Origin of the sequence: Pasteurella bettyae CCUG 2042 (assembly GCF_000262245.1) — a bacterium.
GTDB lineage: Bacteria > Pseudomonadota > Gammaproteobacteria > Enterobacterales > Pasteurellaceae > Basfia > Basfia bettyae.
Map to the genome: position 1 here is coordinate 49,023 of NZ_AJSX01000036.1, position 24,791 is coordinate 73,813.

Annotated in this window: 25 protein-coding genes and 1 pseudogene; 15 read left to right on the top strand and 11 right to left on the bottom strand. The window is 36.2% G+C overall.

The features are described from left to right. Positions 1-187 precede the first annotated feature (187 nt). Genes HMPREF1052_RS07815 through HMPREF1052_RS07825 form a run of 3 tightly spaced genes read right to left on the bottom strand, consistent with a single transcriptional unit; the run spans position 188 to position 2,318 of the window. Complete coding sequence (locus HMPREF1052_RS07815) at positions 188-1,120, bottom strand: hypothetical protein (RefSeq protein WP_005761164.1); 933 nt, start codon at positions 1,118-1,120, stop codon at positions 188-190. Between the two features lie 3 nt (positions 1,121-1,123). Then, a complete protein-coding gene (locus HMPREF1052_RS07820; protein WP_005761102.1) occupies positions 1,124-2,002 on the bottom strand; it encodes a hypothetical protein in 879 nt (292 codons plus the stop codon). A 4-nt stretch (positions 2,003-2,006) separates the two neighbouring features. Further along, positions 2,007-2,318 carry a Mor transcription activator family protein gene (locus HMPREF1052_RS07825; RefSeq protein WP_005761112.1) on the bottom strand — a complete coding sequence of 104 codons (312 nt, stop codon included), beginning with the start codon at positions 2,316-2,318 and terminating at the stop codon, positions 2,007-2,009. Positions 2,319-3,782: 1,464 nt separating this feature from the next. On the opposite strand from HMPREF1052_RS07825, the gene HMPREF1052_RS07830 reads away from it, so the two are divergent. The 4 genes from HMPREF1052_RS07830 to HMPREF1052_RS07845 all read left to right on the top strand — a co-directional run bounded on the left by HMPREF1052_RS07830 (position 3,783) and on the right by HMPREF1052_RS07845 (position 5,295). Then, positions 3,783-4,436 carry a hypothetical protein gene (locus tag HMPREF1052_RS07830; protein ID WP_005761178.1) on the top strand — a complete coding sequence of 218 codons (654 nt, stop codon included), beginning with the start codon at positions 3,783-3,785 and terminating at the stop codon, positions 4,434-4,436. Between the two features lie 2 nt (positions 4,437-4,438). Further along, on the top strand, positions 4,439-4,666 hold the full coding sequence (locus HMPREF1052_RS07835) for a hypothetical protein (RefSeq protein ID WP_005761135.1): 228 nt from the start codon (positions 4,439-4,441) through the stop codon (positions 4,664-4,666). Next, positions 4,663-4,887 carry a restriction endonuclease subunit S domain-containing protein gene (locus tag HMPREF1052_RS07840; protein WP_005761152.1) on the top strand — a complete coding sequence of 75 codons (225 nt, stop codon included), beginning with the start codon at positions 4,663-4,665 and terminating at the stop codon, positions 4,885-4,887. The genes HMPREF1052_RS07835 and HMPREF1052_RS07840 overlap by 4 nt, the downstream gene beginning before the upstream one ends. A 69-nt stretch (positions 4,888-4,956) precedes the next feature. Continuing rightward, entirely contained in the window at positions 4,957-5,295 is a 339-nt protein-coding gene (locus HMPREF1052_RS07845; protein WP_005761179.1) for a phage protein Gp27 family protein, read from the top strand. A 126-nt stretch (positions 5,296-5,421) separates the two neighbouring features. Here the strand turns inward: HMPREF1052_RS07845 and HMPREF1052_RS07850 are convergent, their stop codons facing one another. The 5 genes from HMPREF1052_RS07850 to rpe form a co-directional block, all read right to left on the bottom strand. Continuing rightward, complete coding sequence (locus HMPREF1052_RS07850) at positions 5,422-5,679, bottom strand: type I restriction-modification system subunit M N-terminal domain-containing protein (protein WP_005761125.1); 258 nt, start codon at positions 5,677-5,679, stop codon at positions 5,422-5,424. A 423-nt stretch (positions 5,680-6,102) separates the two neighbouring features. Continuing rightward, positions 6,103-7,281 (bottom strand): ATP-binding protein, encoded by a 1,179-nt coding sequence (locus tag HMPREF1052_RS07855; protein WP_005761130.1) that lies wholly within the window; start codon positions 7,279-7,281, stop codon positions 6,103-6,105. 634 nt (positions 7,282-7,915) lie between these two features. Further along, positions 7,916-8,926 (bottom strand): tryptophan--tRNA ligase, encoded by a 1,011-nt coding sequence (trpS, locus tag HMPREF1052_RS07860; RefSeq protein ID WP_005761142.1) that lies wholly within the window; start codon positions 8,924-8,926, stop codon positions 7,916-7,918. Between the two features lie 46 nt (positions 8,927-8,972). Continuing rightward, positions 8,973-9,647, bottom strand: coding sequence for a phosphoglycolate phosphatase (locus tag HMPREF1052_RS07865; RefSeq protein WP_005761116.1), 675 nt, complete (start codon positions 9,645-9,647; stop codon positions 8,973-8,975). Positions 9,648-9,663: 16 nt separating this feature from the next. Continuing rightward, complete coding sequence (gene rpe, locus HMPREF1052_RS07870) at positions 9,664-10,338, bottom strand: ribulose-phosphate 3-epimerase (RefSeq protein ID WP_005761160.1); 675 nt, start codon at positions 10,336-10,338, stop codon at positions 9,664-9,666. A 140-nt stretch (positions 10,339-10,478) separates the two neighbouring features. On the opposite strand from rpe, the gene HMPREF1052_RS07875 reads away from it, so the two are divergent. Further along, positions 10,479-11,108 (top strand): LysE/ArgO family amino acid transporter, encoded by a 630-nt coding sequence (locus HMPREF1052_RS07875; protein ID WP_005761155.1) that lies wholly within the window; start codon positions 10,479-10,481, stop codon positions 11,106-11,108. Positions 11,109-11,249: 141 nt separating this feature from the next. Here HMPREF1052_RS07875 and ilvC read toward each other — a convergent pair whose 3' ends face one another. After that, on the bottom strand, positions 11,250-12,728 hold the full coding sequence (ilvC, locus tag HMPREF1052_RS07880; RefSeq protein WP_005761157.1) for a ketol-acid reductoisomerase: 1,479 nt from the start codon (positions 12,726-12,728) through the stop codon (positions 11,250-11,252). Between the two features lie 163 nt (positions 12,729-12,891). On the opposite strand from ilvC, the gene ilvY reads away from it, so the two are divergent. The 6 genes from ilvY to HMPREF1052_RS07910 all read left to right on the top strand — a co-directional run bounded on the left by ilvY (position 12,892) and on the right by HMPREF1052_RS07910 (position 19,030). After that, complete coding sequence (ilvY, locus tag HMPREF1052_RS07885; RefSeq protein WP_005761136.1) at positions 12,892-13,773, top strand: HTH-type transcriptional activator IlvY; 882 nt, start codon at positions 12,892-12,894, stop codon at positions 13,771-13,773. Between the two features lie 144 nt (positions 13,774-13,917). Continuing rightward, positions 13,918-15,009 (top strand): DNA-processing protein DprA, encoded by a 1,092-nt coding sequence (gene dprA, locus HMPREF1052_RS07890; protein WP_005761095.1) that lies wholly within the window; start codon positions 13,918-13,920, stop codon positions 15,007-15,009. 90 nt (positions 15,010-15,099) lie between these two features. Further along, positions 15,100-15,363 (top strand): oxaloacetate decarboxylase subunit gamma, encoded by a 264-nt coding sequence (locus HMPREF1052_RS07895; RefSeq protein ID WP_040596444.1) that lies wholly within the window; start codon positions 15,100-15,102, stop codon positions 15,361-15,363. A 24-nt stretch (positions 15,364-15,387) separates the two neighbouring features. Continuing rightward, a complete protein-coding gene (gene oadA, locus HMPREF1052_RS07900) occupies positions 15,388-17,187 on the top strand; it encodes a sodium-extruding oxaloacetate decarboxylase subunit alpha (RefSeq protein WP_005761119.1) in 1,800 nt (599 codons plus the stop codon). A gap of 10 nt (positions 17,188-17,197) precedes the next feature. Further along, positions 17,198-18,505 carry a sodium ion-translocating decarboxylase subunit beta gene (locus HMPREF1052_RS07905; RefSeq protein ID WP_005761099.1) on the top strand — a complete coding sequence of 436 codons (1,308 nt, stop codon included), beginning with the start codon at positions 17,198-17,200 and terminating at the stop codon, positions 18,503-18,505. Between the two features lie 108 nt (positions 18,506-18,613). Beyond that, positions 18,614-19,030: a PACE efflux transporter gene (locus tag HMPREF1052_RS07910; RefSeq protein WP_005761128.1), complete on the top strand. Its 417-nt coding sequence runs from the start codon at positions 18,614-18,616 to the stop codon at positions 19,028-19,030. A 45-nt stretch (positions 19,031-19,075) separates the two neighbouring features. Here HMPREF1052_RS07910 and rmuC read toward each other — a convergent pair whose 3' ends face one another. Then, entirely contained in the window at positions 19,076-20,710 is a 1,635-nt protein-coding gene (gene rmuC / locus HMPREF1052_RS07915; RefSeq protein WP_005761140.1) for a DNA recombination protein RmuC, read from the bottom strand. Between the two features lie 135 nt (positions 20,711-20,845). On the opposite strand from rmuC, the gene HMPREF1052_RS07920 reads away from it, so the two are divergent. The 4 genes and pseudogenes from HMPREF1052_RS07920 to aroE all read left to right on the top strand — a co-directional run bounded on the left by HMPREF1052_RS07920 (position 20,846) and on the right by aroE (position 23,330). Then, the gene (locus tag HMPREF1052_RS07920; protein ID WP_005761124.1) at positions 20,846-21,409 is read left to right on the top strand and encodes a DNA topoisomerase family protein; all 564 of its coding nucleotides are present in this window, start codon (positions 20,846-20,848) and stop codon (positions 21,407-21,409) included. Position 21,410: 1 nt separating this feature from the next. Next, the gene (locus HMPREF1052_RS07925) at positions 21,411-21,962 is read left to right on the top strand and encodes a Sua5/YciO/YrdC/YwlC family protein (protein WP_005761120.1); all 552 of its coding nucleotides are present in this window, start codon (positions 21,411-21,413) and stop codon (positions 21,960-21,962) included. Between the two features lie 3 nt (positions 21,963-21,965). Continuing rightward, a pseudogene (locus HMPREF1052_RS11530) lies at positions 21,966-22,418 on the top strand (GNAT family N-acetyltransferase); the annotation flags it as partial. 102 nt (positions 22,419-22,520) lie between these two features. Then, positions 22,521-23,330, top strand: coding sequence for a shikimate dehydrogenase (aroE, locus tag HMPREF1052_RS11535; protein ID WP_040596452.1), 810 nt, complete (start codon positions 22,521-22,523; stop codon positions 23,328-23,330). 78 nt (positions 23,331-23,408) lie between these two features. Here aroE and rimO read toward each other — a convergent pair whose 3' ends face one another. After that, positions 23,409-24,743 (bottom strand): 30S ribosomal protein S12 methylthiotransferase RimO, encoded by a 1,335-nt coding sequence (rimO, locus tag HMPREF1052_RS07935; RefSeq protein ID WP_005761177.1) that lies wholly within the window; start codon positions 24,741-24,743, stop codon positions 23,409-23,411. Positions 24,744-24,791: the final 48 nt, after the last annotated feature.

Sequence of the window (24,791 nt, forward strand, 5' to 3'; positions counted from 1 at the left end):
AGGTAAAATCTATTTAGTGAGTAGTTTTCTTAACTCTTTGATTTCTTCTACTGATAATTTGTCTAAATTAAAATGCTTCATTTTACCGTTTACCATAACTGAAATAGTATTGCGTTGCATAAAGCATTTTATGCCCTTTATAACAAATAAAAGCAGTAGAACAACAACTAAAAACCAGTTGAACATGCTATTTAACACAACCTGTAATCAAATATCCAGCAGGTTTACCCACTAAATGCGGAGCGTGAATATCGGTACAACGGATAATTTCTACTTTACCGCCTTTTTCTTGGTAGGTATCCACAAATAAGCCATTTTGACGGCGAACGGTGTAGCCGTAGGACGGTTCGAAAATGTTGCGTTCTTGTTGGCTACCTTGTTTTACTTCTTTTTGCGGAACGTAAGCTAAAACAATGCAATTAGACCAAATCTTTTCTAATTTACCGTTTTTTTCTTGCGAGGCTGAACCAATTTTTACCACATCAACCCCAATCAATTCCGCAAAAATTGCAGGCGTTAAAATACCCGTACGGGTGTATTTAATACGTTCTAATAATGTTTCATTTTCTTTTAACACTGCCCACACATCAGAGGCAATCACACAAACATTCGGCATTCTACCAATCACTGAAGAAACAGCATTTAAGCCTTCATCAATAATTTTTAGCGGATTTGATTTTGCATTCGTAAATTGACTGGTTCCCGATAGCTCAATTTTATTTGAATCTAAATAGTTATCAGGATTTTGAGCAATTTTTGCCACTTCTACTTCTCGCCCTAAAGCGATTACATCCTGCACCGTGCGAACGGCAAAACGTTTTAATGGATAGCTTGCATCATTATCTTCACGATAATCAATAGGATATTCAATATCGTGTTCTTTTAATTCAATCGCTAAAGAGGTCACATCTTCAGGCGTTAAGCGGTTAGAATCGCCGTGCAATTCACGCACCGTTGAACGTACTTGGAACGCTAAACGCCCAAATTGTGGAATACGCCCCGCCTCTTTTTCAATTTCAACTACTGGCATTAAGGCTTCAGCGACTAATTCGTTATTGTAATAACCCTGAGCTAATTCGGTTAAAACTGGATCTTGAATACGTTTATCGGCTAAACTCATTTTTTATTTTCCTCTTGGTTTACAGATAATATCAAATGCTTCGGTATAACTGATTTTGTTTACTTTGGCATAGGTTCGGATTTTCTGATCTAATTCAATCATTTCAGGCGGCGTATTTTCCGCATATTGAATAAAATCTTCTTCTGTTTTGCTTACCGCATTTTCTTTCGTTGCAACTTCGGAAAATGTAATAATTTGCGGTTGAGCGGTTAAAAAATCTTGCACTTTTTGCAGTAGGCTCTCGCCTTCATTAAAATCAAGCGTTTCGCCTTTTCCTATGCGTTCGGCATAATGCAAAATTGCTTCGGCTTCTTTCCGTACTTTAGGGGCTAATTTCCCTTGCTTAATTAAATTTTCGGTAAAATCTGAAATTTGGTTTTCACTTAATTGATTTTTTAAGCGTGCATTTTCGGCTTTTAATTTTTCCAGTTCTGAAAGTTCATTTTCATAATCTGAAAAATCCACCACGCCCGCTTCATTTTCGGCAAAAATTGGATTTTTTAAGCCTTTCACCGCTGGCGGTATCGCCCCTAAAAAGCCAACGTGACGCAAATAGAGAAAGCCTTTTTTCGGATTGCTTTCGCTATCAGGCAAATAAAACGAGGCGGAAACCTTTTTAAATCGCCCATTTTTCACTATTTCAGAGAAAGCGGGATCGACTTGATGAAATTCCGCTTTTAATACATCATTATCGAGCCTCAACCCTTTCACCCACGCATAAGCAGGATGATTATGTTCTGGATGCCCAATCACCGCAGGGGCCTCAAATGTATCTACATCGTAAGCGTTTACCACTTGTTGCAAATCGGCAGGCGTAATATCTACTTCTACGCCGTTAGCATCTTTCCGCTTGCCCGCTTTAAAAATTTCAATCAATTTCATCGCGTTATTTCTCTCTTAATACTTTATAAACCCATTGCACAGAAACATCATATTTCACGGCTAATTGGTTATGATTGTTACCGTTAAAGTCCTTAATAATGCCTTGCTTGATTTCATCGGATCGCATTCTGACTTTAATTGTTTTCGGAAAATAAATATTAATGCCAGAATTTAAGAAACTGATTTCTTTTAAAGCGACTTCTGTCATCTCTTCAATCGTTCCGCCTTTTTCTAAAGCCTTTTTAATTGAAAGTGATAAGCTTTCGATAAAGGCGTTAAATGTTCTACTTGCACTTACTGTTTTTGATTTTCCCACTATAAATTCCCCTATCGCTTAAGAATGGAGAAACTATAAACTAGTTTACTAAACCAGCCTTTTAAACTGCTTTAAGAAAACCAACACACAAAAACGCCCCACGTATTCAACAGAAAGGCAAAAAGAGAAGAAAATAGGCGTTTATAAACGTTTATAAACAAATATAGCGGATAAGTTAAAATCGCCTGTTTAGGGCGTTTTGAAATTGAAAGGCATGAAAAGAGGATTTTTGCGACTGTCGCACAAAATAAAATGAATAAAGTTAGATAAATCAAGGAAAGGATATAGGAAAAGACTGCGACCGTCGCAAAACTACTAACTGTTGGTGGGTTTCTGGTAACGGTTACCATTTTTTAGAATTGGTGGCGATCACCACTTTTTCTAAGTAAAATAACCGACGTTGGTTATTTTTAACTTTATAACTTATTGAAAATTATGGGATTATCTATTTTTGAATTGCCGGTGTTGGCAATTATAGACTACTGACCGTCACCAGTTTTTATTGCTTAAGCGGTAACAGTTACCACTTTTTTCCGCCAACCGTTGGAAGTTTTGAAAACTGTAACAGGTTACAGAAAAATACATAACAGTTAAGAGTTTTAATAACTAGAAAACTGCTGACCTGTTAGCAATTTTGAATAATTAACCATTTGATTTTATTGTATAATTATAAAATAATTGCTGACACGTCAGCAATTTTGATTAACAGAAAAAGTCCTAACAGTTAGGACTTTTTCTGTTACGGTTACAAGTTTTATTTACCGCTTACAGTAAGCAGTAAATTTTAATATAAAGTGGCAATAGGTTACCACTTTTCACTTTTTTATATAAATAAAATCAAATAGTTATAGATTGAGACTGGTGACAAGTTACCAATTTTGATAAATCTGTAGCTACTTACGGTAAGTCGTTCTAATGCATAACCATCTTAAAAACTCGTCACAGTGACGACTTCTAAATATGTAAAGCTAATAAATGCAAGACATTTACACTATAAAACCCGTCACCGTGACGAGTTTTGTTATCATTTTGCTATGAAATTACCGACCGTCGTGACTTTTTTTCTGACCGTCAGAAAACTAATAGAAAATAAAACTATAAATATCAACAAGTTAAAATATTACATTTTTTCCGACTGTCGGAAAAACTCCCGACATGTCGGTGATTTTAAAATTTATCTTATTTTTCTGCTTGTATTATAACACAGATTCAATTATAGTTCTTCTCAAGGTGTCGAAACCTTATTAGTAAGCGGATAACCGCACCCGATAGACAAGCGGTTTTTTTGTACCTGAAATTTACCAATTTTAGGGCGAAAACATACCATTTTTTAAACTCAATGCCGAGAGGGCGAGGAATACAACACCCGCAAGGGGAATAACTCCAGCCTACTTACTAGGGCTTTCGAACCTCTTGGCACCCTTATTTAAGGGAAAATTTCGAAAATTTAGTAAGGAGTTCGTTATGAACACATCAATCCGTCCCGCTTTTACTTCGCTTTCTCAAGTGATTAACGGTAAACATCAAGCCGTTTTTTCTGTGAGTGAATTTAGTTCTAAACTAGGCTTACCTTTCCGCCCACCTGTAGCACTCAATACCCTGCTTAATTATTTACAATTTCGATTAAATGTTGATTATGTTCCGTTTTATGGCTTAGACGGAAAAGGCGTCATAGATTACCGCTTAACGGCTGAAGCAATGTTGCTTTATATTCAAAAAATGACCGATGAAGTCAATTATAGCGTGAAAGCCTGCGTGCATTTTGTGTTAGAACGTATGCAAGCCAGCCCGATTGAGCAAACCATTCAACAACAGCAATTTAACACAGAAACGCAAGCCTTTTTAAAGGAATTTTTCCATACTGACTATCATTACTTATTAAGTGAAGATGATTTTATCAATATGGAAAGAATGAAAAATTCCTTTTTTATGATTGGATGTTTATTAAACGATGCTAAAACGCATTCAACCTTGAATAGCGACTATTTAGCCGACTTACTTGCGAGCCTTATTAGCCCTTTATATGATTTACTCAATCGTACAAATGAAACAGCTAAAAAAGCCGATCAACAAGTAAAAAGATTAAATCAATTAGCCGAAAGTTTACAGGGGGCGTAAAAATGACGACTCAATCAATGATTTTAGACTGTCAAGAATTAACTTGCGACTTACGGGATCAAATTCACGCCCTTAAAACGCTAGATGAGTTACTTTCTTCTTTTAATGGACGAGAGCAAATAGATAGCGGAGGCGTAGCCCGTTTAATTCGTGCGATTGCAAACACAGCGAGCAAGCAAGTAGAGCAATTAGACGTGTTATTAGAAGATTTAAAAATGGGGGCTTTATGATTTATTCACATTTAACGCTAGATGAAATGCAAGCCTTAATAAAATATAGATTACAACAAATCATAGAAAACCAAATACTGCTTGATGCTAAGAAGGCAGAAATAGCACATTTAGAAGAAAAAACAGAAAGGATAAAGGCAGTTATAGCAGAGCAAGATAAAATCATTGAATATTTGGAAAGAAAACAAGCATTATTAAACCAATTTAAAATCAATGAGTAGCCCCCCTGATAACAATTCTCCTATTAGCCCGATAATAATCGGGCTTTTTACTATCTAGGAGAATACAAAATGGCAAAACTTGCTAAACTTCCACCACCTATTTTAACCGCTTTACAAGAGCAAATCAGAGCGAATCACTACGGGCAATACCACGCTTTGAGCGACTGGCTAAAACAACAAGGCTATTCAGTAAGCAAAAGCACCATTCACCGCTATACCCAATATCTAAAAGAAAAAGACGGCTACACCGCAAAAGGCAATTCAAACGAACTCCTAGCCCAAATCACCACAGAAGATTTTGATAGCCTTTCTCTATCATCACTCTATAAAAAGCTAGGCAAGCTAGAACACGAAAAGCAAAAAACGCTGAACCAAATCAACCAGCTATTAAATGAAGAAAAAGCCTAAAAATTTAGGCTTTCTCTTTTTCAAATAGTGTAATGAAATTACATATAGTCCCACATAGTACAGCATCTTCCCGCATCAAAAAGCCCATTTATCTTACATTATTTGTAGTAGTTATGTTGGATCTCTTTAAGATGTGTTGTAAAACGGCGTGCCACTGGTGGTTTTTAAAATTTCGTCCAGCATTAAGCCTTTGTCTTTGTATTGATTGTAGGCGGTCAAAACCGCTTCTTTGTTGGGTTCTAACACGCATTCCAAACGGCGTAACACAGTAAAGGGCAAAATAATCTTGCCAAAATCGGTATGCGGAAAATCGCCCCACAAATCTTCAGCATTTTTCCAGATGAAATTGGCGAGTGTTGATGATTCTTGGGCTGGGATTGACATTTTGAGCTGTCCTTTGAATGTAGTAAATTGAATGATTTTAGTGGATATTTTAACAAATTTACGGCTAAAAAATAAGAGCGGTCAGGAAAAATTGACTTTTGGGGCGATTAGCAAAAGCATTGGGTCAAATTGAAAGCGGTGGGATTTTTGTTGAGTTTTGCAAAATACACGAAAAAAATGACCGCTTGTGATCTGCACCTTAATCAGTTGGTTGTTTAGTCCAACTTTTAGGGGCAGATCAAAGATGACAAATAAAGTTTTCAGGCAGCCTGAAAATAAGAAATCCCTTTAAAAACAGGAAAATACCAATGAAACAACATCAATAAACCGTAACCTTAACCCACACCACAAATACACAAAAAATTTATATTTTGGATTGTCTGACAAAATTTCAACATAGTTGATTAAAAATATTTATCCAATCTAAACACCCAAAATCTCCCCAATAAACTCCCTAACCCCCAAACACTTCACCCCATTCACACTATTTCCATCAAATTCATCAAGCGTAACCACATATTTTGGATAATTATCTTGAATTTTTAATAGATTACCAAATTCTCGCTCGGCAGTTTTTTCGCTATCAATGGTTAAAGCGACTTGTACATAAATCCGCTCGCCATTTTTATCCGCAACAAAATCAATCTCTTGAGCATTTAATCCGCCAATTTTGACAGTGAAACCAGCAATTTTTAAATGATGAAACACCATATTTTCCAATATTTTGGCACGGTCAGAAATACGATAACCAATCAAGCTGTTTCTAACCCCTAAATCTTCAAAATAATATTTTTCACCAATTTCAAAAATGCGTTTTCCTTCAATGTCATAGCGTTGTACTTTGTGAATTAAAAAAGCATTATTCAAATATTCGGTATAATTTTGCACTTGACTATTGGATATATTGATTTTTTGTGATTTTAGAAAATCGCTGATTTTTTTGGCAGAAAATAAATTACCAATATTACCTGCTAAAAATTGTGTTAATTGTTCTAAAAACAAACCATTACGAATGTTATAGCGATTAACAATATCTCGCACAACAATAGTTGAATAAATATTTTTTAAATATTCAAAAATAATTTCATCTTGCAATGGAAATTCTTTTAAAAACGGCAATCCGCCATATTTAAAATATAAATTCAAGGATTTAGCATTATCATCTAATCGCATAAATTCCAAAAATTCAACATAAGACAAACTGTAAATTTGAATTTCAATCGCTCGCCCACTCAATGAACCTGCAATGTCTTTGGATAATAAATTGGCATTTGAACCCGTACAATATAAATCCAATTCATCGTCCAATAATAATGATCGTAAGGCATTTTCAAATTCGCTAATTTCTTGAATTTCATCAATAAAAATATAATTTTTTACGCCAGGTTTTTTATTTTCTAAAATAAAATCCGATAATTCTTGGGCAGTTTTAATAGGGGAAAATGTTAAATCTTCTTTATTGATATAAATGATATGGGCGGAATTATCTGATTGTTTAATTTTTTCCATCAGTTGTAATAACAGATAGCTCTTACCAACACGACGTTGTCCCGTGATGACTTTAATCAATTTTTTGCCGATAAATGGCGTGATTTTCTCCAAATATTGTTTGCGAAAGATGAGATTTTACATAAATTTCAATCAAATTATTATGGGTATAGATAAAATCTTATCCTAATTTAAAAAAAAAATTTCTACTATACTAAAAACTTTATTCAAAATTAAATTAGATTTTAGGTATATTAAAAACTTTAAATTTAAAAAAGTAGCCACTTTAAAGATACTAATTTCATCAACATAATTTCAGCGTTCGGTGTTCAAGAAAATCTGTTTTTGTTGATACCGTATCGGGATTATCTGTAATCATAAGGCATTCAGCCTGAAAATATGATTTATTTCAATTTGGAAAATTTTGACTATCAATGCGTAAAAAGTGCGGACGATTTTCCCAATAATGGGAATGTGTCAGGAAAGTAGATAGATTAACTCGTAGGATTAGGCATTTTTGAAAAATGAAGTTAAACAAAGAAAATTTCTAAATTAACATTGAGTTTTATCGGTTATTGATGGGCTGGCGAGAAGATGAAAAATAAAATCGACTACCCCTAAGTCGCTTTTATTTACTTAATTTTTACGCAAATTTACCAATGCATCAGGCTTAATATCGCTAATGCATTGGTTGGTCTTGAAATAAGCTTTTAAGGTATAAAAAATTATATTCTCTTTTTCCTATAGATTATTCAGCTACAGGTACAAAACCTACTGCTTTGTAAACTTTGTCTAGAGTGGCTTTTGCACGAGCACGCGCTTTTTTTGCACCTTCGGCTGCAATTTTGTTAAGTAGCTCTTCATTATTGCGGTAGTGATAGAAACGTTCTTGTAATGTCGTTAACATTGCAACCACTTCATCTGCGACCGCTGTTTTTAAGTGGCCGTACATTTGCCCTTCAAACTCTTTTTCCAATTGCGGAATTGATTTATCTGTGATCACAGAAAGTATTTCCAATAAGTTAGATACGCCAGCTTTATTTTTTACATCATGTTTTACTACAGGTGGTTCATCGCCATCTGTCATAGCGCGTTTGATTTTTTTCGCTACTGATTTTGGATCTTCTAATAAGGTGATAACGTTATTACGGTTATCATCTGATTTAGACATTTTTTTCTCAGGATCTTGTAATGCCATAATGCGAGCACCTGCTTTTGGAATGAATGCTTCAGGAATCACGAATTGATCTTCGCCATACAAGGCATTAAAACGCTGTGCGATATCACGTGTAATTTCTAAATGTTGACGTTGATCTTCGCCAACAGGGACTTGCGCAGCTTGATATAACAAAATATCCGCAGCCATTAAGACTGGATAGGTGAATAAACCCACATTAATATTTTCTGCATAACGTGCTGATTTATCTTTAAATTGAGTCATGCGGCTCATTTCACCAAAATAGGTATAACAATTTAACACCCAGCTAAGTTGAACATGCTCTGGAACATGAGATTGAATGAAAATTGTACTTTTAGCAGGATCAATACCACAAGCTAAATAAAGTGCTAAGACATCTAACGTAGCTTTACGCAGTTTTTCTGGGTCTTGACGTACCGTAATTGCATGTAAGTCAACAATACAAAATAAGCAGTCGTAGTCATCTTGCATTTTTACCCATTGGCGTAATGCACCAAGGTAGTTACCGATAGTTAATTCACCTGATGGCTGAACGCCACTTAAGACAACTGGTTTAGTCATTATCATGTTCCTTAAATTTTTCTTTTTTGAACCGCACTTTTGGCGATTATAAAATAGTTAGTAGATCTGCAAAATTATCAAAGACCCAATCAGGGTGAGAATCAGCAATAGGAATATTATAATTATACCCATAAGTTAAGCCAACTGCAGGACAACCCGCAGAATGTGCAGCAAGAATGTCATTTTTTGAATCACCGACAAATAATATTTGGTGTGGGTATAAACCAAATTTACCACATAAATAATATAATGGTGCTGGGTGAGGTTTGATCGCAGGCAAGGATTGTCCACCAAGCATTTCACTAAATAAATGGTCGATACCAAAAGCAGATAACACAGGTTGTACATGACGAGTTGGTTTATTGGTTACAACAGCTAAAATAAAACCTTGTGCTTTTAATTTTTCTAATGTGGTTTTAACGTTTGGATAAAGGCGGCTAATATTACATAAATTCTCACCATAAAAATAATTAAACCGTTCTTTTAGTTTACTAATTTCGCTTTTAGTTAAGCTTTTACCTGATTGTTCTTTTGCCCAAGTTAATGCTCGCTGAATTAAAATATCAGCACCATTACCGATCCAAGTTAGAACTAATTCTTCTGAAGCTTGTGGTAAATCAAATTCTTGTAATGCACTATTTACGGAAAGTGCTAAATCAGGCAGGCTATTGACTAAAGTTCCGTCTAGATCAAAACCGATTAATTTAAATTGTAAACTCATTACTTATCCTTATTAATTATTTTTGAATTTGGCTTAATTGCTGGCGCATTTCTTGGATGACTTTTTGATAATCAGGTTGGTCAAAAATAGCTGAACCCGCTACAAACATATCTGCACCCGCTGCGGCAATCTGAGCAATATTATTCACTTTCACTCCACCATCTACTTCAAGGCGAATATCTAAGCCACTTTCATCAATACGTTTACGCGCTTCTTTTAATTTATTTAAGGTTCCAGGAATAAAAGATTGCCCACCAAAGCCAGGATTTACCGACATTAATAAAATCACATCAATTTTATCCATAACATAATCTAAATAGCTCAGTGGCGTCGCAGGATTGAAAACTAAACCAGCTTTACATCCATGATCACGAATTAGCTGTAAACTGCGATCAATATGTTCTGAAGCTTCTGGATGGAATGTAATATAATTAGCTCCCGCTTTCGCAAAATCGGGAATGATACGATCAACAGGTTTCACCATGAGATGAACATCAATAGGCGCTTCAATGCCATAATCACGTAATGCTTTGCATACTGCGGGACCAAAAGTGAGATTAGGCACATAATGATTATCCATCACATCAAAATGAATCACATCTGCCCCACTATTTAATACATGTTTAACATCTTCCCCTAAACGAGCAAGATCCGCAGACAGAATTGAAGGAGCAATTAAATAAGGCTTCATGGTTACCTCGCTAAGTCATTAATAATGCTAGTAGTGTACTACGTTATAAGGCTAAAATTAAGGAAATAATGTTGAATTCTTATCTTTACTTTATAAAATAACTGGATCATTTCAATCCGTTGATAATAATGAGGTATGTTATGGAAATCTTTATGCGAGGATTTCTTGTTTGTGGTAGTTTGATCATTGCTATTGGTGCACAGAATGCTTTTGTACTAAAACAGGGTTTACTTAAAAGAAAGGTATTTACCGTCTCTTTTACATGTTTTCTTTGTGATGTGATTTTGATTTCATTGGGTGTATTAGGCTTAGGAAGTTTAATTAGTGAAAGCCCAATGGCCACTGTCGCTTTAGCTATTGTCGGTACGGTCTTTTTGTTAGTTTATGGTGCGAGAGCATTTCGTTCGGCTTTAACAGGATTATCCGCTTTACAACTGAGTTCAAATCCAGACTCAGATATTGATTCTACTTGGAAATCAATCTTAGCGACGCTAGCTGTTACGCTATTAAATCCTCATGTGTATTTAGACTGTTTTGCCATCATTGGTGGAATATCTGGTACTTTAACCGCAGCGGAAAAGCCTATTTTTTTATTAGGTGCGATAACCACATCTTTCCTCTGGTTCTTTAGCTTAGGCTATGGTGCACGTTTATTAATTCCATTATTTAAACATCCAATTACTTGGCGGATTCTAGATTTTCTGATTGGCATTGTGATGTGGTTAATTGCTTATCATTTAGCAGAATATGCATATGAATTGATACTGTAACGCATAAAAAGTGCGGTAGATTTTCTAAAAATTTAATGCATCTTGGGCTAAATTACTGCTCGCCCTCAGATTTTATCTTTTTAATTAAAAAAGAGCGATCAAAATGACCGCTCCTACAGCTTTCCGAGTATATTAAAAAAATTAACCAGCGACCGCAATACGTTTCATATCAGTCATATAACCACGTAATTCTTGACCGATTAATTCAACAGGATGGTTACGGATTTCATCATTCACTTCACGTAAAGTCACGTTGTCGATTAGCACAGTTGGTGTTGGTTCACCTAAATCGCCTTTTTGTAAGTTAGGAATAATTTCTTTTGCTAAAATTGGTGTTGCTACATGAGAGAACAAATAGTTACCATATTCTGCGGTATCTGAAATAACCACATTCATTTCATATAAACGTTTACGAGCGATGGTATTAGCAATTAATGGTAACTCGTGTAATGATTCATAATATGCAGATTCTTCATAAATCCCACTTGCAACCATTGCATCAAATGCCATCTCAACACCTGCTTTAACCATTGCAACCATTAATACACCGTTATCAAAATATTCTTGTTCACTAATTTTGCCTTCATATTTAGGTGCATTTTCAAAAGCGGTTTTTGCCGTCTCTTCACGCCATGTTAATAGATCTTTATCATTATTTGCCCAGTCCGCCATCATCGTTGATGAAAACTGACCACTAATAATATCGTCCATGTGTTTTAAATATAAGAAGCTCAAATGTTCTTTAATTTGTTCTGAAAGTTCGAACGCTCTGAGTTTAGCACTGTTTGATAAGCGATCCATCATTAATGTGATGCCACCTTGTTTCAACGCTTCAGTAATGGTTTCCCAACCGAATTGGATTAATTTACCGGCATATGCAGGATCTTTTCCATCTGCAACTAATTTGTCATAACATGCGATTGAACCAGCTTGTAACATACCACAAAGAATCGTTTGTTCACCCATTAAGTCAGATTTCACTTCAGCTACGAATGAAGATTCTAGTACACCTGCACGGTCACCACCGGTTGCACTCGCCCAAGCTTTCGCAATCGCCATACCTTCACCACGAGGATCATTGGCTGGATGAACAGCAATTAATGTAGGCACACCGAAACCACGTTTGTATTCTTCACGCACTTCTGTACCTGGGCATTTCGGCGCTGACATCACAACAGTGATATCTTCACGGATTTTTTCACCTTCTTCAACAATGTTGAAACCATGAGAATAACCAAATGCCGAATCTTTTTTCATTAATGGCATAACATCTGCCACGACTTTTGAATGTTGTTTATCTGGCGTTAAGTTGATCACTAAATCTGCCGTTGGGATTAATTCTTCATATGTACCCACTTTAAAACCATTTTCTGTCGCACGTTGGAATGAAACTCGCTTTTCCGCAATTGCTGCTGCACGTAATGCATAGCTTACATCTAAACCAGAATCGCGCATATTTAACCCTTGATTTAAACCTTGCGCACCACAACCAACGATGACAATTTTCTTACCTTTTAAGTAGTTACAACCTTCTGCAAATTCAGCACGGTCCATAAAACGACAACGGCCTAATTGGTCAAGTTTTTGACGTAAATTTAGAGTATTGAAATAATTAGACATTGATTGCTCCTCGCATCAGCTTGTTTGGTAAGTTGTATTATGTTTAGTTTGCATACTGTTTTTATATATTATGTAAACGATTATACGCTTTCTTTATATTGCGTAAATTGATATTATCGGAACTTAATATTGCAATTATTGCAACATAAATTAAGGAGTCTTTATGGATTTTAATGATCTCAAATTGTTTCTGCATTTATCTGAATCAAAAAACTTTAGTAAAACTGCGGTACAAAACCATATGTCCACTTCAACTCTCTCTCGTCAAATCCAACGCATGGAAGAGGAATTGGGAGAGCCTTTATTTTTACGAGATAATCGCCGTGTAGCGCTGACAGACTGCGGTGAGAAATTCCAAATTTTTGCAAAACAAAACTGGTATCAATGGCAACAATTCAAACAACAATTACAGATAGATAAAACCCAATTATCAGGAGAACTCCGATTATTCTGCTCAGTCACGGCATCTTATAGTCATTTACCGAAAATCATTGAAAAATTCCGAACGCATTATCCCTTCGTAGAAATTAAATTAATGACAGGCGATCCCGCCTCGGCGCTAGGTTTAGTACAATCACAAACAGTGGATTTAGCCATTGCTGGGAAACCTGATAATTTACCGAGCTCTATTGCTTTTCATAAAATTGATGACTTAGAATTGTCATTAATTGCCCCTCGTATTGCTTGTCCTGCCACATATTTACTGCAACAAAATCCTATTGATTGGCAACAAATGCCTTTTATTTTCCCTGAGCAAGGCCATGCTCGTCAGCGAATTGAATATTGGCTAAACGTACATAAAAAAATTAAACATCCTAAAATCTATGCTACGGTTGCAGGCCATGAAGGAATTGTGCCAATGGTTGCGCTAGGCTGTGGCTTGGCGATGTTGCCTGATGCCGTGATAAAAAATAGCCCGATTGGTTCACAAGTATCAATCTTTCAATTAGATAATCCTGTTGCGCCTTTTGAACTTGGAGTGTGTGTACAGAAAAAATATCTTCAGCAACCTTTAATCAGAGCATTTTGGGAAACTTTAGAATAATTAATACATAAAAATTTGTAAAAATAATTGCAATTATGCGACTAAGATCGCAAAAAGAATAAAAAAATTGCCTAAAAATTTTCCCAAAATTTACCGCACTTTATAATTCTTAATCTAATCGCTTGATAACCTACGGTAAATTTTATGGATAAAACCACGGAAATATTACTCCGTCTGATGCAGGTACCAAAACTCGGTAGTCGCTATATTCAACAAATGCTTCATCATATTAATTTACAGACCTTACAAGATTATGATGCTGAACAATTACATCATATGGGCTGGGATGAAAAACAAATTCAAGCATGGTTTCATCCTAATATGAAATACCTTGAACCCGCTTACCGTTGGGCAGAACAGGCAGATCAACAGATTATTCATCTTCAACAAGCCAGCTATCCCGAGCTGTTAAAACAAATTAATAGTGCGCCACCAATATTATTTATTAAAGGAAATATTGATACTTTACATCAGCCTCAAATTGCCATGGTGGGTAGCCGTAATTGTTCTGATTATGGCGAATACTGGGCAAAATATTTTGCCTCTGAGCTCTCCTTAGCAGGGCTTATCATTACCAGTGGACTAGCCCTGGGGATTGATGGGTTTTGCCACCGAGCAGTAGTAGAACAACAAGGTCAAACTATTGCGGTAATTGGCTCTGGCTTATCACATATTTATCCAAGTCGACATAAAAAATTAGCTCAACAAATTATTGAAAATCAAGGCGCATTAATTTCTGAATTTTTTCCCACTCATCCACCTTTAGCAGAAAATTTTCCTCGCCGTAATCGGATTATTAGTGGCTTATCCTTAGGCACCTTAATTGTCGAAGCCAGTGAACGCAGCGGTTCATTAATAACAGCCAATTATGCGGTGGAACAAAATCGAGAGGTGTTTGCTATCCCTGGCCATATTCAAAATCAATCTAGCCAAGGTTGCCATAAATTGATCCAGCAAGGTGCAATGTTAGTTGAACAAGTTTCAGATATTTTAGAAAACTTACCGCACTTTTCAGCGGCCTATTCATTATCCCCACGCCCAAAATTAACAATAAAAGAGAAACCGCTTCCCACTTATCCTGAATTATACAAACATATTTCTAGTGTTCCTATTAGCATTGATCATTTAGCTGAAAAAACAAATTTAACTATCAATGAATTATTAGTTCAACTGCTAGAACTTGAATTACAAGAATTAATTCAACAAGAAAATGGAAATTATCTGCGGATTTTATAAAAGCGTCGTATAGAATGTGATCTGTTTCAACTTTTTTTAACTTAAAAATTAGTAAGATATATAAAATTAAAATAAAAAAATGAGGTAACCATGACAGAATCAGAACTTTTTCAAGAGGGTATTAACCTGATGTTCTCAGGTATGGGATTTGTAATCATCTTTTTACTTATTCTCATTTTTGCCATTACTGGCATTTCAAAAATCATCACAAAATTATTCCTAGAAATAACGCCTATCATACCGCCTAATAAACCTATTTCAGCAACGCTCACTGCCACCAATGAGGTAGATAAGCTACGACCTATTATTGTTGCAGCAATTGCACATCATCGCCGTCAACAGGGCCTAAATTAATAATTCAACTAAAAGGATTTTATTATGACTAAAAAAATTCAATTTACTGATGTTGTTCTTCGTGATGCACATCAATCTCTTTTTGCAACTCGTTTACGCCTAGATGATATGCTACCCATTGCCTCTGAACTAGATAACATTGGTTATTGGTCATTAGAAGCCTGGGGAGGCGCAACATTTGATGCTTGTATCCGCTTTCTAGGTGAAGATCCATGGGTTCGTTTGCGTGAATTAAAAAAAGCATTACCTAAAACCCCATTACAAATGTTACTTCGTGGTCAAAATTTATTAGGTTACCGCCACTATGCAGATGATGTGGTAGATAAATTCGTTGAACGCTGTGTTGCCAACGGTATGTCTGTATTCCGTGTATTTGATGCACTTAATGACCCTAGAAATATGCAACAAGCCTTAAAAGCAGTAAAAAAACAAGGTGGTCATGCACAAGGTACATTAAGTTATACCACTAGCCCGGTTCATACATTAGATACTTGGCTAAATGTTACTGAACAATTATTAGAAATTGGTATTGATAGCCTCGTCATAAAAGATATGTCAGGTATTTTAACCCCAATGGCAGCCTATGCATTAGTCAGTGCAATTAAACAACGTTACGATGTAGAACTTCACTTACACTGCCATTCAACCACTGGTATGGCTGAAATGTCATTATTGAAAGCGATTGAAGCTGGAATAGATGGTATTGATACTTCGATTTCTTCAATGTCTGGTACTTATGGTCACCCAGCTACAGAAGCATTAGTCGCAACATTACAAGGCACTGAATACGATTCTGGTTTAGATATTCCTAGCCTAGAAAAAATCTCAGCATACTTCCGAGATGTTCGTAAAAAATATGCAAAATTTGAAGGGCAATTACGTGGTACAGACAGTCGTATCTTAGTAGCACAAGTACCTGGAGGTATGTTAACTAATCTGGAAAGCCAATTAAAACAACAAAATGCTTCAGATAAATTAGATGAAGTATTAAAGGAAATTCCGCGTGTACGCCAAGATTTAGGTTACATTCCATTAGTAACACCAACATCGCAAATTGTTGGTACGCAATCTGTAATTAACGTATTAATGGGTGAACGTTATAAAACGATTGCCAAAGAAACGGCAGGTATTTTAAAAGGTGAATATGGTCGTACACCTGCACCAGTAAATGCTGAACTACAAGCTCGAGTATTAGAAGGTGGTCAACCTGTTACTGATCGCCCCGCCGATCATATTGCACCAGAAATGGATAAATTAGCCGCAGAAGTGAAACAACAAGCGAAAGAAAAAGGCATTAAATTAGCAGATAATGAAATTGATGATATTTTAATTGTTGCATTATTCCCACAAATTGGTCTTAAATTCTTAGAAAATAGAGGCAATCCAGAAGCATTTGAACCTGCCCCTACCGCGGCTTCTGCTGCACCTAAAGCAGCCCCTGTGACAACACCAAAAGCTCAAACAGGCTCAGCTGTTTATACTGTAGAACTTGAAGGAAAAGCATTTGTCGTTAAAGTCAGTGAAGGTGGGGATATCACGAATATTGCACCGACAGCAACACCTGTAGCAACAGCCCCTCAAGCAACACCATCACAAGCACCTATAGCATCTGGTACACCAGTAACGGCACCAATGGCAGGGAATATTTGGAAAGTAGTTGCCACTGAAGGGCAAAAAGTCGCAGAAGGTGACGTGCTATTAATTCTTGAAGCAATGAAAATGGAAACTGAAATCCGTGCTGCTAAAGCGGGTACAGTTCAAGGTATTACTATTAAAGCAGGTGATACTGTTGCAGTGGGTGACACATTAATGACTTTAGCTTAAGGGTGGTGGTATGAAAAGTATTATTGCTTTACTGAAAGGTACGGGCATTATGCATATGGATTGGGGACAAGCGGTGATGATTCTCATCAGCTTATTACTACTCTGGTTAGCAATTGCTCGTAAATTTGAACCATTGCTCCTCTTACCTATCGGTTTTGGTGGTTTATTATCAAATATCCCTGAAGCAGGTCTAGCGATGACAGCTTTAGATAATCTATTGCACTTAGGTAGCGCAGATCAAATCGCAGTTATCGCATCAAAACTAGGTGTAATGGCAGATCCTACTCAGATTAAAGCTGCAATCGCTGCAAGTACGGCTTCTGAAGTCGCACAGCTAGAAGCGACGGCAGTGGATATGGGATATAGTGCAGGTATTCTTGCATTATTCTATAACGTTGCTATTGGCTATGGAGTGGCACCACTTGTTATCTTCATGGGGGTAGGTGCAATGACGGACTTTGGTCCATTAATTGCGAATCCTAAAACCTTATTATTAGGTGCAGCGGCACAATTCGGCATTTTTGCAACAGTGCTTGGTGCATTAGCATTGAACTATTTTGGTATTATTAGTTTCACGCTTCCACAAGCCGCTTCTATTGGTATTATCGGCGGTGCAGATGGTCCAACGGCTATTTATTTAACAAGTCGTTTAGCGCCTGAATTATTAGGTGCTATTGCGGTAGCTGCTTATTCATATATGGCATTGGTTCCATTAATCCAACCACCAATTATGAAAGCGTTAACCACGGAGCAAGAGCGAAAAATTCGGATGGTGCAACTACGTAATGTAAGTAACCGAGAAAAAATTATTTTCCCTATCGTATTGTTACTGTTAGTCGCATTATTATTACCAGATGCAGCCCCATTACTTGGTATGTTCTGTTTTGGTAATTTAATGCGAGTTAGTGGTGTTGTAGAACGCTTAAGTGATACTACCCAAAATGCTTTAATTAACATTGTCACCATTATTTTAGGCTTATCAGTGGGTTCAAAACTTATTGCTGATAAATTCTTGCAACCGCAAACCCTTGGTATTCTTTTACTTGGTGTGGCAGCATTCTGCATTGGTACAGGTAGTGGAGTATTAATGGCAAAATTTATGAACAAATTTAGTAAAAATAAAATTAATCCTCTTATTGGCTCAGCTGGGGTTTCAGCTGTTCCAATGGCCGCTCGGGTGTCTAATAAAATTGGTTTAGAAGCAGATAACCAAAACTTTTTATTAATGCATGCTATGGGGCCGAATGTCGCGGGTGTAATTGGTTCAGCCATTGCCGCTGGCGTGATGCTGAAATATGTCACCGCAATGATGAATTAAAAAATTTTTACCAAAAACCACCGCACTTTTTGAGTAATCAAAGTGCGGTATTTTTTTGTGAATTTTTAATTTTATATAATAGGAAATAATGATTTCATTGAGAACTATATGAGCTTTTTAGAACGCATCTTCCATTCTGCCTTATTTGAAATTGGTGCTATTTTACTCTCGATCGCCTTTATTTGGATCATGACAGGTACCGCTGGGAGCCATGAATCAATTACGATGATATTAATATCCCTTATTGCCATGGTTTGGAATTTTATTTTTAATTGGGTATTTGATCAATTTTTTACAGGTCCAAAAGAACATCGCAGCGCAAAATTAAGACTATTCCATGCTACTAGCTTTGAAGGTGGTTTATTAATTATTACATTACCAATTATTGCCTACTGTCTTAATATTAGCTTGATAGCGGCATTCTTTATGGATCTCGGAATTTCTATTATGATTGTGATCTACGGTTATCTGTTTAACTGGATTTATGCCCATCTAAGACCCTTAATCATTTCCAACAGACAATAAAAATCCCGATATTTAATCGGGATTTTTATCAATATAACTACAAGTTTAATTAGAGCTATTATCTGGCAACGCTTTGACAATCATTAATTTATCTGTTTCTAAATCAGAATGCAGTAATTCTACTTCTGGCATTGTCTTATTCGCTTTAGTGGACAAATCTTTAAAACGCTCCACTTTCCCCACTAAACCTTGATTGCCTACTAGAGCTGTCACCGTACTATTATAATGACCTGTTACAGTAGACAACGTTGTTCCAAGTTTGGATAAACGTTCTGCGACCAAACAAATTTGGTTATAGATTTCCCCTGCTCGCTCACTAATTTCACGAGCTTCTGTATTGCCTCGTTCAATACGCCACAAATTAGCAACAGTACGTAAAATCGGCATTAAGGTAGTATGAGATACTAAAATCACATTTTTTTCATAACCATAATTAAATAGATTTAAATCCGCTTTCATTGCCTCAATATACGCCGGTTCAACTGCAACAAACATCAATACAAAATCTGGGCTACGCATACCAATTAAATTACTATAATCCTTGCGAGATAAATCATCTATATGATTGCGAATAGCCCGCAAATGTTCACGTAAGAACTGTACGCGTTGCGTTTCATCTTCCGTATTGACCGCACTTTCATAGGCCACCAGCGACATTTTACTATCAATAACAAGATGTTTGTTATCAGGTAAGTTCACTACAAAGTCAGGATAATTATTTTTACCTGTTTCATCTTTGAAATGTGCTTGCGACTCATAATGCTCCCCTTTCACTAAACCAGCTAACTGTAATGCACGCTCAAGTTGCATTTCTCCCCAGTTACCTAAAGTTTTTTTCTCACCTTTTAAGGCTGAAGTCAGATTATTCGCCTCTTGCGACATTTGGTTTCCAATATTCAGTACGCGTTTAATTTCAGATTCTAAATTAGCATTTCCCTTTAAGGATTCAGAATGAATTTCATTAACACGTTTTTGGAAACCATCAATCTGCTCACGGAAAGGTTTAAGTAGAGAATCTAATGCGGTTTGATTAGATTGGCTAAAACTTTGGCTCTTCTCATCTAAAATACGATTGGCTAAATTTTGAAATTCCGTAGAAAGCTGTTGTTTGCTTTGTGCAAATGCCTGCTGTTGTTCTGCAAAGTTTTTTTCTTTCTCTGAAAGCGTCGTCTTAAGTTCGGTTAATTCTTGGGTTAATAAGGTCAATTTTTCATTTAAATTAAGAATATCCTGATCTTTACGGACAACCATACTTTGTTGTTGTTCTAATTGTTGTTGATAATTTAATGACTGTGTATTTTTAATACTAAATTGATCACGTAAAATCGTCATTTTATCCACCGTGATCTGATGACGATTCTGTTCTTCATTCAATTCCGTTTGCAAACTAGAAATCTGTTGATCACGCTCTTGCAAACGAACTTGTAATCCTTCTGCCGTGGTTTGAGAACGAATTATCGCTTGATCCAATTGATTTTTACTCACAGTTAAAGCATCAAACTTTTCAACTAATTGATTGTAATCTAAGATATTTTTATTTAGATCTTGTTGTAATTCTTGTACATCACGTTTACGGCGAGCCATCACAAACAAGAAAATCAAACATAAAATAACGAGTACGATAGTGGCAATCACGAAAGGGTCTTGCAGTAATTCTTGATATTGTTGTAAATCTTGCATCTAAAAATCCTTAGTTAAATGAGTGCTAAGTATAAACTAAAAAACAACAGAATGCGGGCTTAATTCCAATTTTTATATTGTAAACTACGCTGATTATTGCTACCCTCAGAGCATTATTAGGAATAGAAGATAATTATGAGCGAACCTCTTTTTCAACATACTAAAAGTGAAGAAATTTGTCCTCAATGCGGTTCTCCCTTACAAATGAAGCAAGGGAAAAAAGGCTTATTTCTAGGTTGCTCTGCCTATCCACAATGCGATTTTATAAAACCCTTACATGCTCAAACAGAAAGTCGGGTAATTAAAGAGCTAAATGAGCTGTGTCCTGAATGTGGGCATCCTTTATATGTCAAGCAAGGGACATTTGGCATGTTCATTGGCTGTAGCAATTATCCTGATTGTAATTTTATTGTGCATGAACAGCCAGAAACCCATAATGAAGAAAATATTACTTGTCCTGAATGTCATAAAGGTTTATTGATCGCTCGTCGTGGACGACAAGGTAAAACATTTTACGCATGCAATCAGTTTCCACAGTGCAAATTTACCTTACCAAGTAAGCCTTATCCGATTACTTGCCCGCAGTGTGGCGAGGCTGTTTGTACCCTAAAAAAACAATCAGAAACCCACCGCACTTTGATCTGTGCCAATAAGACATGTAAACATAGTTTTGAACAAAAAAGAACAGAAGAAATATAGAATGAAAGTAGCACAAATTGTCGAACAATTAAAACAACAGCAAGTGGTTGCTTATCCCACTGAAGCGGTCTTTGGCTTAGGTTGCGATCCTCGTAGTGAAAGTGCGGTCAAAAAATTATTAATTTTAAAACAACGTCCTGTAGAGAAAGGGTTAATTTTAGTAGCTCATAAGCTAGAATTACTCTTACCTTTCATCAATACTCAACAACTCCATGATCAACATTGGGATTTAATTACCGCCCATTATGATCGTCCAATCACTTGGGTCGTGCCTGCTAATCAAGATACACCAAAATTTATTACGGGGCAGTTCAGCTCGCTTGCCGTTCGTTTATGTACACATCCTGCCGTGGCTCAAATTTGTGAACAAACAGGCTTTGCAATTACTTCAACCAGTGCCAACCTTAGTGGACATCCTCCTTGTAAAACCGCACAAGAAGTGCGGTCGCAATTTGGAAAATTTTTCCCTGCATTAGATATGCCTGTAGGGAATGCCATTAATCCATCAGAAATTAGAGATATTTTTACTCAGCAAATCTTTAGACAAGGCTAGTTTATGATTGCTACCGAACTTCACGTCAACGATAAAATCTATTTAAAGAAAGTTCAACTTGATGATGCAAAACCTCTTTTTGCAATCATTAGCCGCCAACGAGAATATCTTGGCCGTTGGCTACCTATGATTGATAAGACACACCAACTTGAAGACACTGAACACTTTATCCAATCACTTGAGCATAGCAACGAATGGGTTTTTGGTATTCACTATAATTGCCAATTAGTAGGTCTGATTAGTTATACCAAAATAGATTATTCAAATTTAAAATTAGATATTGGATATTGGCTTTCAAACACTTTTCAGGGTAAGGGGATTATCACCCAATCCTTACAAGCCTTATTAGATTATGCGTTTAACGAACTCTACATAAATCGTGTACAAATTAAATGTGCCACAGAGAATATTGCTAGTAAAAAAATCCCTCAACGTTTACATTTCACCTTTGAAGGCATAGAAAGACAAGGATTACTATTATCTTCTGGTGAATTTACCGATTTTGAGATTTACAGTATGTTATCTCAACAATGGAAAGCTTTAAAAAAAGGAATAGATATGGATAAGTATGCTGTTTGGGGTAATCCAATTGCACAAAGTAAGTCTCCCGCTATTCATCAATATTTTGCACAACAGACCCAACAAGTTATGGAATATACCGCGATACTTGGTGATGAACAAAATTTTGAGCAACAAATAAAAGATTTTTTCTCAAAAGGAGCAAAAGGTTGTAACATTACCGCCCCATTTAAAGAACGAGCTTACCAACTCGCAGATCAATATAGTGAGCGAGCCTTGAGCGCAGGAGCCTGTAATACCTTAAAAAAATTAGACAATGGTAAACTCTATGCAGACAATACTGATGGTGCAGGCTTAGTGAGCGATTTACAACGTTTAGGCTATTTAAAACCCCATCAACATATTCTTATTTTGGGAGCAGGCGGTGCGACTAAAGGCGTGTTACTGCCATTATTACAAGCTCAACAAAAAATCTTAATTGCTAACCGCAGTTTATCTAAAGCACAAGAACTAGCGACTAAATTTAGTCAATATGGACAAATTCAAGCTGTTGAATTAGCTAAAATTCCTGTGCAAAAATTTGATTTAGTGATTAATGCCACTTCTCTTGGCTTACAAGGTAAAACCGTAGATATTCATCCAGAAATTTTACAAAAAGCCACCGCAGTTTATGATATGCAATATGCAAAAGATGCGGATACGCCTTTTATTGCACTTGCAAAACGCTTGGGTGTCACGAATGTGAGTGATGGTTTAGGTATGCTCATTGGGCAAGCCGCACATTCTTTTAAATTATGGCGAGGAATCATGCCTGACGTAGAATCACTATTCAATAAAAATATTATATAAATAATAAAATATCCTCTTAATATAAGAGGATATTTTTATTTAATGACTTGTTCACAATAAATCAGCTATATAAGCTAACTAACATGTTGCCCATAGATCATATTCATCCGCTTGAGTAATGGTTACTGAAATAATATCCCCCACCTTAACGGCGATTTGGCTTATGTTATCTATATAAACAACACCATCAATTTCTGGAGCATCTGCCATAGAACGGCCTATCATCCCTTGATCATCAATTTCATCAATAATCACTGATAATGTTTTACCAATTTTTTGTTGCAAGCGAGTTGCTGAAATTTGTTGTTGAAGTTCCATAAAACGCTGGAATCGCTCTTCTTTTACATCCTCTGGTACTTGATCTGCCATATCTGTTGCTTTAGCGCCTTCAACAGGGCTAAATTTAAAACAACCCACTCGATCTAATTGTGCCTCTTTTAAAAAGTCGAGAAGAATTTGGAAATCTTCTTCTGTTTCCCCTGGAAACCCAACAATAAATGTAGAACGTAATGTTAACTCTGGACAAATTTCACGCCATTTTTTAATACGTTCAAGTACCCGTTCAACAGAACCTGGTCGTTTCATTGCCTTTAAAATTTTCGGGCTAGCATGTTGAAGAGGTATATCTAAATAAGGCAGAATTTTGCCCGCTGCCATCAGCGGGATTAAGTCATCTACGTGGGGATAGGGATACACATAATGTAAACGAATCCAAACGCCTAAAGTACTTAATTGCTGGCACAATGCCATTAAATTATTTTTAATCGGTGCACCATTCCAGAATACGGTTTTATTTTGTGCTTCTTTTGACTGATCTAATGCATATGCTGAAGTATCTTGAGAAACGACTAAAATTTCTTTTACACCTGAATTAGCTAAGCGTTTTGCTTCATCTAATACTTGTGTAATTGGACGACTATCCAGTTCTCCACGTAATGAAGGAATGATGCAGAATGTACAATGATGATCACAACCTTCAGAGATCTTTAAATACGCATAATGCTTTGGTGTTAACTTAACACCTTGAGCTGGAACTAAGCTAATATAAGGATTGCGTTCTGGACGAGGTACATATTTATGTACATGTTCCATTACTGCTTCGTAGCTATGTGGACCTGTAATATCCAATACTTTTGGGTGCACTTCTCGAATTTGATTTTCCTTAGCCCCTAAACAACCTGTAACGATAACTTTGCCATTTTCTTCAAGCGCTTCACCGATAGCTTCTAATGACTCCTGTACTGCACTATCAATAAACCCACAAGTATTAACAATAACTAAATCCGCATTTTCGTAAGTGGGGATAATATTATATCCATCAGTACGTAACTCCGTTAAAATGCGTTCTGAATCCACTAAATTTTTTGGACACCCCAAACTAACAAAACCAATATTTGGTGCTGAAAAACTCATAAAATTATCTCGAAATAAAATTTTTATTAGAGTGGTACTTTCCACCCA